10 protein-coding genes and 2 riboswitches are annotated in these 10,574 nt (G+C 69.1%); of the genes, 8 read left to right on the forward strand and 2 right to left on the reverse strand.

What is annotated here, in order from left to right; all coding sequences use genetic code 11:
- Nucleotides 1–10: 10 nt before the first annotated feature.
- From AC3WPZ_RS13960 to AC3WPZ_RS13980, 5 genes are all read left to right on the forward strand, one after another.
- Nucleotides 11–514: a hypothetical protein gene (locus tag AC3WPZ_RS13960; protein WP_382158963.1), complete on the forward strand. Its 504-nt coding sequence runs from the start codon at nt 11–13 to the stop codon at nt 512–514.
- A 31-nt stretch (nt 515–545) separates the two neighbouring features.
- Nucleotides 546–660: riboswitch (glycine riboswitch) on the forward strand.
- A gap of 12 nt (nt 661–672) precedes the next feature.
- Nucleotides 673–777, forward strand: a riboswitch (glycine riboswitch).
- Nucleotides 778–782: 5 nt separating this feature from the next.
- A complete protein-coding gene (gene gcvT / locus AC3WPZ_RS13965) occupies nt 783–1,967 on the forward strand; it encodes a glycine cleavage system aminomethyltransferase GcvT (RefSeq protein ID WP_492440120.1) in 1,185 nt (394 codons plus the stop codon).
- A gap of 37 nt (nt 1,968–2,004) precedes the next feature.
- On the forward strand, nt 2,005–2,373 hold the full coding sequence (gene gcvH / locus AC3WPZ_RS13970) for a glycine cleavage system protein GcvH (RefSeq protein WP_382158966.1): 369 nt from the start codon (nt 2,005–2,007) through the stop codon (nt 2,371–2,373).
- Nucleotides 2,374–2,401: 28 nt separating this feature from the next.
- Nucleotides 2,402–5,305 (forward strand): aminomethyl-transferring glycine dehydrogenase, encoded by a 2,904-nt coding sequence (gene gcvP, locus AC3WPZ_RS13975; RefSeq protein WP_492440122.1) that lies wholly within the window; start codon nt 2,402–2,404, stop codon nt 5,303–5,305.
- A 318-nt stretch (nt 5,306–5,623) separates the two neighbouring features.
- Complete coding sequence (locus AC3WPZ_RS13980; protein ID WP_492440124.1) at nt 5,624–7,573, forward strand: B12-binding domain-containing radical SAM protein; 1,950 nt, start codon at nt 5,624–5,626, stop codon at nt 7,571–7,573.
- Between the two features lie 22 nt (nt 7,574–7,595).
- On the opposite strand, the gene AC3WPZ_RS13985 is transcribed toward AC3WPZ_RS13980, so the two are convergent.
- Both AC3WPZ_RS13985 and AC3WPZ_RS13990 read right to left on the reverse strand, forming a co-directional pair.
- Nucleotides 7,596–8,237: an NrsF family protein gene (locus AC3WPZ_RS13985; protein ID WP_492440126.1), complete on the reverse strand. Its 642-nt coding sequence runs from the start codon at nt 8,235–8,237 to the stop codon at nt 7,596–7,598.
- The gene (locus AC3WPZ_RS13990; RefSeq protein WP_492440128.1) at nt 8,234–8,797 is read right to left on the reverse strand and encodes a sigma-70 family RNA polymerase sigma factor; all 564 of its coding nucleotides are present in this window, start codon (nt 8,795–8,797) and stop codon (nt 8,234–8,236) included. Before AC3WPZ_RS13990 ends, AC3WPZ_RS13985 begins: the two co-directional genes overlap by 4 nt.
- Nucleotides 8,798–8,938: 141 nt before the next feature.
- Here AC3WPZ_RS13990 and AC3WPZ_RS13995 point away from each other — a divergent pair, with 141 nt between their 5' ends.
- The 3 genes from AC3WPZ_RS13995 to AC3WPZ_RS14005 form a co-directional block, all read left to right on the forward strand.
- Nucleotides 8,939–9,232 (forward strand): BufA1 family periplasmic bufferin-type metallophore, encoded by a 294-nt coding sequence (locus AC3WPZ_RS13995; protein ID WP_492440130.1) that lies wholly within the window; start codon nt 8,939–8,941, stop codon nt 9,230–9,232.
- 7 nt (nt 9,233–9,239) lie between these two features.
- Nucleotides 9,240–10,073: an MNIO family bufferin maturase gene (gene bufB, locus AC3WPZ_RS14000; RefSeq protein WP_492440132.1), complete on the forward strand. Its 834-nt coding sequence runs from the start codon at nt 9,240–9,242 to the stop codon at nt 10,071–10,073.
- Nucleotides 10,070–10,574: HvfC/BufC family peptide modification chaperone (locus tag AC3WPZ_RS14005; RefSeq protein WP_492440134.1), on the forward strand; the 505-nt coding region annotated here is incomplete at its 3' end. The genes bufB and AC3WPZ_RS14005, both read left to right, overlap by 4 nt.

A 10,574-nucleotide genomic window follows, 5' to 3' on the forward strand; every position in this document is an offset into this window, starting at 1 on the left:
CCGAGATGCCATGCTGAACAAGACCCAGAAGGGCCGCGCCGAGCTGCGACCCGGGCAACGCCAACTCGCGCAGCGCGAGCGCGCCCTGCTGCTGCTGGCCGATGGCCGCAAACCCGATGCCGAGCTGTTCGCCCTGTTCGAGGGCCAGGGCCCCACGCTCGCGGCCGACCTGATCTCGCGCGGCTACCTTGTGGACGAAGCACCACCGCCGCCCCGCACGCCGGCCAACACCCCGCCCACCGTCTCCGCCGACGCCTTTTCCGGCCCCCGCTCGCTCGCCAGCGCGCGCATGTTCCTGTTCGACCTGAGCGAGCGCATGTTCGCCCCGCGCGACAAGGCCATGGCCCAGCGCTACCGCGACGCCCTGCGCGAAGCGCGCGACGTGGGCGACATGCTGGCCGTCAGCCGGGCCATGATGGCCGACGTGGAGCGCCTGGCCGGCAGCGAACGCGCCGACGGCATCCGCGAGCGGCTGGCCCGCCTGCTGCCCGAATCGGCCCTGGAAACGCCCTGAAACACCGGCCCGCCGGACGCCGTGCGATACACTCGCCGGGTCAGGAGAGAAGCCGATCCGGTCCCCGGAGAAGGCTCGCCGAAGGCGCAGGCGGCACCGCACACCGGGTGCCCTGAACGCTCAGGCAAAAGGACTGGCAAACACGGGCCGCGAGGCCGGTGTACCCCCCTGGAGAGAGGCCGTTCCTCGAAGCGGCCCACCGAAGGAGCAAGCGCGGCATCGCCCGCGTGAATCTCTCAGGTAAAGCGGACAGTGGGGCAGCGCACGGATGAACCGTGTTTCGCCCCACCGGGGCCTGCCCCCTTGCCTGAAAGCCTCTGCCGTGCCCGCTGCCGCCGCCCCGCTTCTCCAGACCCCGCTGCACAAGCTCCACGTCGAACTGGGCGCCCGCATGGTGCCCTTCGCCGGCTACGACATGCCGGTGCAGTACCCCACCGGCCTCATGGCCGAACACCACCACACCCGCAAGGCCGCCGGCCTGTTCGACGTCTCGCACATGGGCCAGCTGCGCCTGGTCGGGCCCGACGCCCCCGCCGCCTTCGAGACGCTCATGCCGGTGGACGTGATCGACCTCGGCGTGGGCAAGCAGCGCTACGGCCTGCTGCTCAACGACGAGGGCGGCATCATCGACGACCTGATGTTCGTCAACCGCGGGCACGACCTCTTCGTCATCGTCAACGGCGCCTGCAAGGCTGGTGACATCGCGCACATCCAGGCGCGCATCGGCTCGCGCTGCGAAGTCATCCCCCTGCCCGACCGCGCCCTGCTCGCGCTGCAGGGCCCGCTGGCGGTGGACGTGCTGCAGCGCCTCGTGCCCGGCGTCGAAAAACTGATCTTCATGACCGGCTCGCCCTTCCCGTGGCACGGTGCCGACCTCTTCATCACCCGCAGCGGCTACACCGGCGAAGACGGCTTCGAAATCTCCTTGCCCGGCGACCGCGCCGACCAGTTCGTGCGCACCCTGCTGGCCCAGCCCGAAGTGATGCCCATCGGCCTGGGCGCGCGCAACTCGCTGCGCCTCGAAGCCGGCCTGTGCCTCTACGGCAACGACATCGACACCACCACCACCCCGGTGGAAGCCGGGCTCAACTGGGCCATGCAGAAAGTGCGCCGCACCGGCGGCGCGCGCGCGGGCGGCTTCCCCGGCGCGGCGCGCGTGCTCGCGCAGCTCGACGGCAGCGAACCGCTGACCCGCAAGCGCGTGGGCCTGATCGCCCAGGAATGGGTGCCCGTGCGCGAGAACGTCGAACTGCAGAACACCAGTGGCGAGGTGATCGGCAAGACCTCCAGCGGCCTCATCGGCCCCAGCGCCAACAAGCCCATCGCCATCGGCTACGTCACACCCGAACACGCCGCCCTGGGCACGCCCGTGGTGGCCATGGTGCGCGGCAAACCCGTGCCCATGGAAGTCAGCGCCATGCCCTTCGTGCCCAACCGATACTTCCGCGGCTGATCTCACTTTTTTCGTTTCTTTTTTCAGGAGCTTTTTCATGACCACCAAGTACACCGAAGACCACGAATGGATCACCGTTGACGGCGGCATCGCCACCGTCGGCATCACCGTGCACGCGCAGGACGCGCTGGGCGACGTGGTGTTCGTCGACCTGCCCGAAGTCGGCAAGAGCTTCGCGCAAAAGGAAGTGGCCGGCGTGGTCGAGTCCGTGAAGGCCGCGGCCGACGTGTACATGCCCGTCAGCGGCGAAGTCACCGAAGTCAACGAAGCCCTGCGCGCCGACCCGTCGCTGGCCAACACCGACCCGCTCAAGGCCGGCTGGTTCTTCAAGGTCAAGCTCTCCGACCCGGCCCAGGTCGACGCCCTGCTGGACGAGACCGCCTACAACACCTTCGCCAACGCCTGATCCGCCTCTTCTCCCGCCGGAGCCTTCCATGCTGATGCCCTCTGTCAAACCCCTCGGTGAACTCGAAAACCCGTCCGAATTCGTGGCGCGCCACATCGGCATCGGCCAGGCCGACGAGGCCCACATGCTCTCGGTCATCGGCGAGGCCTCGCGCCGCGCGCTGATCGACGGCATCGTGCCGCGCAGCATCGCGCGCAGCCAGGGCATGCAGCTGCCACCGGCCGTCACCGAGGCCGCGGCGCTGGCCGAGCTCAAGGCGCTGGCGCAGAAGAACAAGGTGTTCAAGAGCTTCATCGGCCAGGGTTACCACGGCACGCTCACGCCCGGCGTGATCCTGCGCAACGTGCTGGAGAACCCCGCCTGGTACACCGCCTACACGCCCTACCAGGCCGAGATCTCGCAAGGCCGCATGGAAGCCCTGGTCAACTTCCAGACCATGGTGAGCGACCTCACCGGCATGGCCATCGCCAACGCCTCCATGCTCGACGAAGCCACCGCCGCCGCCGAGGCCATGACCCTGGCCAAACGCTCGGTGAAGAGCAAGGGCAACACCTTCATCGTCTCGGGCGACGTGCACCCGCAGATCATCGAAGTGGTGCAGACCCGCGCCAAACCCCTGGGCCTCACGGTGAAGATCGCGATGTCGGGCGAGGAATGGGCCGCCATGCTGTCGGACGGCGACTACTTCGCCGCCTTCACCCAGTACCCCGCCTCCAGCGGCTGGCTGCACGACTGGACCAAGGACGCCGCCACCGTGCACGGCAAGCAGGCCGCCTTCATCGTCGCCGCCGACCTGCTCGCGCTCACCCTGCTCAAGCCCCCGGGCGAGATGGGCGCGGACATCGTGGTCGGCACCACGCAGCGCTTCGGCATGCCCATGGGCGCGGGCGGCCCGCACGCCGGCTACATGGCCTGCCGCGACGAATTCAAGCGCTCGCTGCCGGGCCGTCTGGTCGGCGTGAGCGTGGACGTGCACGGCCAGCCCGCCTACCGCCTCGCGCTGCAGACGCGCGAGCAGCACATCCGCCGCGAAAAAGCCACCAGCAACATCTGCACCGCGCAGGTGCTGCCCGCCGTGGTTGCCAGCATGTACGCCGTGTACCACGGCCCGCAGGGCTTGAAGCGCATCGCCAACCGCGTGGCCGCCTACACCGCCATCCTCGCCAGCGGCCTGGAGCAATTGGGCTACCGCGACACCCACCACGGCGAACAAGGTGTGTTCGACACCCTCGCCCTGCACACGAAAGACCAGACCGACGCCCTCATGGCCCGCGCCGTGGCCCAAGGCGCCAACCTGCGCAAGGCCTGGGGCGACTACCTCATCGTCTCGCTCGACGAAACCACCACCCGCGACGACATCGCCCTGCTCTGGAAAATCTTCGCCAAGGACGGCCAGGCCCTGCCCGTCTTCGACACCTTCGAAAAAGGCGTGGAGCCACTCATCCCCGCCGAACTGCGCCGCACCAGCGACTTCCTCACGCACCCGGTGTTCAACACCCACCACAGCGAAACCGGCATGCTGCGCTACATCCGCGCGCTGTCCGACAAGGACCTCGCGCTCGACCGCAGCATGATCCCGCTGGGCTCCTGCACCATGAAGCTCAACGCCACCAGCGAGATGATCCCCATCACCTGGCCGGAGTTCGCCAACATGCACCCCTTCGCCCCGGCCGACCAGCTGCAGGGCTACCAGCTGCTCGACGAACAGCTGCGCGCCTGGCTCTGCCAGGCCACCGGTTACGCCGGCATCAGCCTGCAGCCCAACGCCGGCTCGCAGGGCGAATACGCCGGCCTGCTGGTGATCCAGGCCTACCACGCCTCGCGCGGTGAAAGCCACCGCAGCATCTGCCTCATCCCCAGCAGCGCGCACGGCACCAACCCCGCCAGCGCGCAGATGGTGGGCATGCAGGTCGTCGTCACCAAGTGCGACGACAACGGCAACGTGGACATGGCCGACCTCCAGGCCAAGTGCGAACAGCACAGCGCCAACCTGGCCGCCGTGATGATCACCTACCCCAGCACCCACGGCGTGTTCGAGACCACCGTGAAGGAGCTCTGCGCGCTGGTGCACCAGCACGGCGGGCGCGTCTACGTGGACGGCGCCAACATGAACGCCCTGGTGGGCGTGGCCGCGCCGGGTGAATTCGGCGGCGACGTGAGCCACCTCAACCTGCACAAGACCTTCTGCATTCCTCATGGCGGCGGCGGCCCCGGCGTGGGCCCGGTCTGCGTGGTGGAAGACCTCGTGCCCTTCCTGCCCGGCCATGCGGCGGGTGGTCTGCCGGTCAACGGCGTGGGCGCCATCAGCGCCGCGCCGCTGGGCAACGCCGCCGTGCTGCCGATCAGCTGGATGTACATCCGCATGATGGGCGCGGAGGGTTTGCAGCATGCCACCGAAGCCGCCATCCTCGCGGCCAACTACATCAGCAAGCGCCTGGCGCCGCACTACCCCACGCTGTACGCGAGTGCCAACGGCCACGTGGCGCACGAATGCATCCTGGACCTGCGGCCTTTGAAGGACACCAGTGGCGTGATGGCCGAGGACGTGGCCAAGCGCCTGATGGACTACGGCTTCCACGCGCCCACGCTGTCGTTCCCGGTCGCCAACACGCTGATGGTGGAACCCACCGAAAGCGAGACGCTGGACGAGCTGGACCGTTTCATCGACGCGATGATCGCCATCCGCGACGAGATCCGTCAGGTGGAGAACGGCGTCTGGCCGCAGGACGACAACCCGCTCAAGAACGCGCCGCACACCGCGCCCAGCCTCATGAAGGCCGACTGGCCACACCCCTATGCGCGCGACGTGGGCGCCGCCAGCGCCTCCACCCGGGCCCACGCCAAATACTGGCCGCCCGTGGGCCGCGTGGACAACGTGTACGGGGACCGCAACCTGTTCTGCAGCTGCGTGCCCCTGTCTGACTACGCTTGATGAAGTCCTGATCCCTCGCCTGCTGGGTGGGCGAGGTCGGGCACACCAACGGTGGTGCGCCTGCGTTGTTTCGCAGGACGGTGGCGGCGTCCGAATGCGCAGGCCCCCATTCGCGGTTGCCACAGAGGCTGCGCGCCGGCCAAGGCGTTGACGAAGGGGTGGTGGCGGACCCGGGCAGCCGCCCGCGAGCAGGGCCGGAGCAGTCGGATCCCGCCACCGGCCTGCCGCGAGGTGCAGGCCGGAAGCGAACCCAACAAACCCCGCCAAAACGAAAAATAGGCCCCAAGCCTTAACATCGTCGCCACGCCCGGAAAAGCCATGACCACCCACGCCCCGCGCGTGCTGAGCCTCATCCCCCCGATGACCCAGCTCAACACGCCCTACCCCTCCACCGCCTACATCACCGGCTTCCTCCGCTCGCGCGGCGTCGACGCCGTGCAAGCCGACCTCGCCCTCGCGCTCGTCCTCAAACTCTTCACCCCCGCCGGCCTCGAAGCCGTGCGCGGCAAAGCACTCGCTCAGCCCGAAGCCGACCGCAGCGGCAGCGTGCACGCCTTCCTCGACCAATTCGACCGCTACCGCGGCACCATCGGCCCCGTCATCGCCTACCTGCAAGGCCGCGACTCCACCCTCGCCCACCGCATCGCCGCGCGCGAACTCCTGCCCGAAGGCCCCCGCTTCAGCGCGCTCGAGGTCTACGTGGACGCCGCCCTCAGCGAAGAAGGCGGCGACCCCCTGGCCTGGGCCTTCGGCGCCCTCGGGGTGCAAGACAAAGCCCGCCACATCGCCACCCTCTACCTCAACGACCTCGCCGACGTGCTGCGCGACGCCGTGGACGAACGCTTCGCCTTCGTGCGCTACGCCGAATCCCTCGCCAGCAGCCAGCCCAGCTTCGAGCCCATGGCCGCCGCGCTCGCCGCGCCCTTCACCCTGGTCGACGAGGTGCTGCACACCCTCACCCTCGCCACCCTGGCCCAGCACAAGCCCGACGTGGTGCTGCTCTCCGTGCCCTTCCCCGGCGCGCTCTACGCCGCGCTGCGCATCGCGCAGACCATCAAGGGCCAGAACCCGCACATCACCATCGCCCTGGGCGGCGGCTTCGTCAACACCGAACTGCGCGAACTCGCCGAGCCCCGCCTGTTCGACTTCGTCGACTACGTCACCCTCGACGCCGGCGAACGCCCCCTGCTCGCGCTGCTGGAATTCCTGGACCGCAAGCGCTCCCGGCAGCGCCTGGTGCGCACCTTCGTGCGCGAGACCAGCGAAGCCGGCACGGCCACGGTGAAGTACATCAACTTCGGCGAACCCGAGGTGGCCTTCGAAGACGTGGGCACCCCCACCTGGGACGGCCTGCCGCTCGACCGCTACCTGAGCCTGCTCGACATGCTCAACCCCATGCACCGGCTGTGGAGCGATGGGCGCTGGAACAAACTCACCGTGGCCCACGGCTGCTACTGGAAGAAGTGCAGCTTCTGCGACGTGAGCCTGGACTACATCAGCCGCTACGAAACCGCGTCCGCCACCACCCTGGCCGACCGCATCGAAGCCATCGTCAACGAAACCGGGCAGACCGGCTTCCACTTCGTGGACGAGGCCGCGCCGCCCAAGGCCCTGAAAGCCCTGGCCGACGAGCTGCTGCGCCGGCAACTGCCCGTCTCGTGGTGGGGCAACATCCGCTTCGAAAAAACCTTCAGCCCCGAACTCTGCCAACTGCTCGCCGACAGCGGCTGCATCGCCATGAGCGGTGGGCTCGAAGTGGCCAGCGACCGGCTGCTCACCCTCATGAAAAAGGGCGTGTCCGTCGAACAGGTCGCGCGCGTCACCAAGGGATTTTCAGACGCGGGCATCCTCGTGCACGCCTACCTCATGTACGGCTTTCCCACGCAGACCGTGCAGGACACCGTGGACTCGCTCGAGTACGTGCGCCAGCTGTTCGAGAACGGCTGCATCCAGAGCGGCTTCTTCCACCGCTTCTCGTGCACCGTGCACTCGCCCGTGGGGCTGGACCCGGCCGCGTATGGCATCGAACTGGTGCCCCTGCCCGAAGTGACCTTCGCCAAGAACGACATCGGCTTCATCGACCCCACCGGCGTGGACCACGACGCGCTGGGCATCGGCCTGCGCAAGGCGATCTACAACTACATGCACGGCATCGGGCTGGACGAAGACGTGCGCGCCTGGTTCAGCCACCTGCACGACCCGGTGCCCAGGACGCGGGTGAAGCGGCACTTCATCGAGCGGGCGCTGGACAAACGGGAAAGGGCTTGATCGCGGCGGTCGCCTTCGTGGCCTACCAGCGCAGCCAACGCCACCCGGCCAGCGCGCCCAACAACGCGCACGCCGCCATACCCAGCACGTACCAGACGGCGAGAAAGGGCGCCTGCATCTCGGGGCAATGCAGGGCATACACCGCGGCACCCACCGCGCCCGCCAGCCAACCCGCCGCGGCCCCCGTCAGCAAGGGGCGCGTGGGCGCCAGACCCCGCAGGGCCCAGAACAGCGCGACCCCCACCGGCAAGGCCGTGGCCATCACGTTGAACACGCAGTAGCGCCAGGTCTCGCCCAGCACCAGCGCCGCCCGCGTGCCGGGAGCCGCCTGCGCCAGCACCAGCATCGCCCAGGCCCACAACAACGCCACGGGCAGCCACAGCCCCCACGCCCAGCCGCGCACGCGCGCGCCCGGGTGGCCCAGCAGGAACACGACCACCAGGCCACTGACCGCCACGGCCAGCGGCATCGCCAGCTTGACCCCGAACGCCGGCGTGGCCCAGACCTCGCCCAGGTCGCTGCGCACGCCGTACATCAGGTGCACCCAGGCCAGCGCACACACCAGCCCCAGACCCAGCGCGAGCGCAAAACGGCGCTCACCCGCATGACGGGGCACGGGGGCAGCGCCGGTGGCCAGGAGGTTCATCAGATCGTCGGTTTTCATGCTTGTCCTTTCCATTGGCGCGCCAGCGCCTTGATGCCCCGGTGCACCCCCACTTTGACGGCGGACTCACTCATGCCCGTGAGCCGGGCCGCCTCGGCGACCGACAGGCCATCGAGCTTGGTGTGCTGGATGGGCAACCGCTGGTGATCCGGCAATTGCTCGAGCAAGCGGCCCAGGTCGCGCCGCGCCTCACCCGCCTCGCTGTCTGACTGCGCAAACACGTCCAGCTCATCGTCCAGGGGATCGTTGAACGCCTCGTGGCGGGCGCGCCGTCGCCACAGATCCACCAGCTTGTAGCGGGCCAGTGCATGCACCCACGCCGTCAGCGGCTCGCCCCGGCGGTAGGTCTGGCGCTGGGCGTGCACGGCCATCAAGGTCTCCTGCACCAGGTCCTCCACCTCGTCCGGCAGCTGCTGCAGGCGGCGCCGGAAATAGCCGCGCAGCAACGCCGCCAGGCGCTGCAGGAAACGGTGGTAGGCGGCGCCATCGCCGTCCAGCCCCGCCACAAAGAGTCCGTGCAATTCGTGTTCTGTCGCGGTCACGTCAGCTATTCGTGTCATGGCGCGAAAAGGTTACAGACAGGCCGAAATAAAAAAGCCGATCGATTCTGCGGCGGGCCTGTAACCAACGCAGCGGCGACGACGAAATAGCCATCGGTACGCACCAACTGGTTGGCGCGGCCCTACACCCAGGAGCCTTTCATGAACACCTCGCAACTGACCCTCACCCTGGCCGCGCTGGCCGCCCTCACCACCGGCGCCGCGCTCGCGCAGTCCAACATGCCCGACACCAAGAACGCCGCCAGCGCCAAGGAACGCTGCTATGGCGTGGCGATGGCCGGCAAGAACGATTGCGCGGCCGGCCCCGGCACCACGTGTGCGGGCACCTCCAAGATGGACTACCAGGGGAACGCCTGGAAGTATGTGCCTGCCGGCACCTGCGTGGGCATCAAGACGCCCACCGGCATGGGGGCGCTGCAACCCGTCAAGGGCTGAACACCCCATGGACCTGAGCGCCGGTCTCGGCCTCAAGCCCGAGCACGTCGATGCCGCCTGCGGCACGCGCGCAGCGGGCCTGTGGTTCGAAGTGCATGCCGAAAACCACCTGGTGGACGGCGGCCCGCGCCTGGCATGGCTGGAGGCCGTGCGCGCGCACCACCCGGTGGCGCTGCACGGCGTCTCGCTCTCGCTGGCTGGCCACGAGCCGCCCGACAGCGGCCACCTGTCGCGGCTGGCGGCACTGGTGCGCCGGCTGCAGCCGGCGCTGGTGTCCGAACACCTCGCCTGGAGCAGGCTGGGAGGCCACTACGCGCCCGACCTGCTGCCCTTCGTGCGCACCCACGAAGCGCTGCGCCAGACGGCCGCGAACATCGAGCGGGTGCAGGACGCCCTGCAGCGCCGCATCGCGATCGAGAACCCATCGCACTACCTGCACCTGCAAGGCCACGACTGGGACGAGCCCGAATTCCTGCTGGAGCTGGTGCGCCGCACCGGCTGTGGCTTGCTGGTGGACGTGAACAACCTCTTCGTTTCGGCGCACAACATCGGCACCGACCCGCTGGACGCGCTGGACCGCCTGCCGGCCGACGCCGTGATGGAAATCCACCTTGCCGGCCACCACGAAGACCCGGCGCTCGGCGCAGGCCTGCTCATCGACGGCCACGACGCGCCCGTGGTCGAACCGGTGTGGCGGCTCCATGAACACCTCATCGAACGCATCGGCCCCAGGCCCACGCTGATCGAGCGCGACGGCAACCTGCCCGCCTTCGACGTGCTGATGGCCGAGCGCGACCGCGCCCATGCCCAACTGAGCCGGTTCGGCGAGGTGATGGCATGAACCACGCCGACTTTCAGACCGCGTTCTGGCACGACCTGTGGTCGAGCGATGACACCGCCTCGTCCGCCCTGAGCCGCCAGCCCGGCTTCATGGTCTACCGCAACACCGTGCTCAAAGCCTGTGTGGACAGCCTGCTCGCGCTCCACCCCGCCGTGCGCCGGCTGACCGGCGACGACTGGCTGGCCGCCGTGGCGCTGGCGCACGCGCGCGAACACCCGCCGCGGGCCGGTTGCCTCGCGAGCTACGGCGAAGGCTTTCCGCAGCACCTGGCGCGCGCGCTCCCCGCAGGCGAATGGCCCTGGCTGCCCGAGGTGGCGCGGCTCGACGCGTTGTGGAACCAGTGCCACACGGCCGCCGACGCGCCCACGCTGCCGCCTGCGGCACTGACGGCGCTGGACGCCACCACCCTGCCCCGCAGCGTGCTCGTGCCCCACCCCGCCGCGCGCTGGCACCCTTGCACCGAATGGCCCGCCCTCAGCCTCTGGCGCGCCGCACGCGAAG

The organism is Hydrogenophaga sp. FW305-3-2-15-A-LB1, assembly GCF_058787875.1.

Bases quoted from the DNA above. Each gene is read 5' to 3' on its own strand.
- AC3WPZ_RS13985 (WP_492440126.1), bottom strand. From the start codon at position 8,237: ATGAAAACCGACGATCTGATGAACCTCCTGGCCACCGGCGCTGCCCCC.
- gcvH (WP_382158966.1), top strand. From the start codon at position 2,005: ATGACCACCAAGTACACCGAAGACCACGAATGGATCACCGTTGACGGC.
- gcvT (WP_492440120.1), top strand. From the start codon at position 783: ATGAACCGTGTTTCGCCCCACCGGGGCCTGCCCCCTTGCCTGAAAGCC.
- gcvP (WP_492440122.1), top strand. From the start codon at position 2,402: ATGCTGATGCCCTCTGTCAAACCCCTCGGTGAACTCGAAAACCCGTCC.
- bufB (WP_492440132.1), top strand. From the start codon at position 9,240: ATGGACCTGAGCGCCGGTCTCGGCCTCAAGCCCGAGCACGTCGATGCC.
- AC3WPZ_RS13990 (WP_492440128.1), bottom strand. From the start codon at position 8,797: ATGACACGAATAGCTGACGTGACCGCGACAGAACACGAATTGCACGGA.
- AC3WPZ_RS13995 (WP_492440130.1), top strand. From the start codon at position 8,939: ATGAACACCTCGCAACTGACCCTCACCCTGGCCGCGCTGGCCGCCCTC.
- AC3WPZ_RS13980 (WP_492440124.1), top strand. From the start codon at position 5,624: ATGACCACCCACGCCCCGCGCGTGCTGAGCCTCATCCCCCCGATGACC.
- AC3WPZ_RS13960 (WP_382158963.1), top strand. From the start codon at position 11: ATGCTGAACAAGACCCAGAAGGGCCGCGCCGAGCTGCGACCCGGGCAA.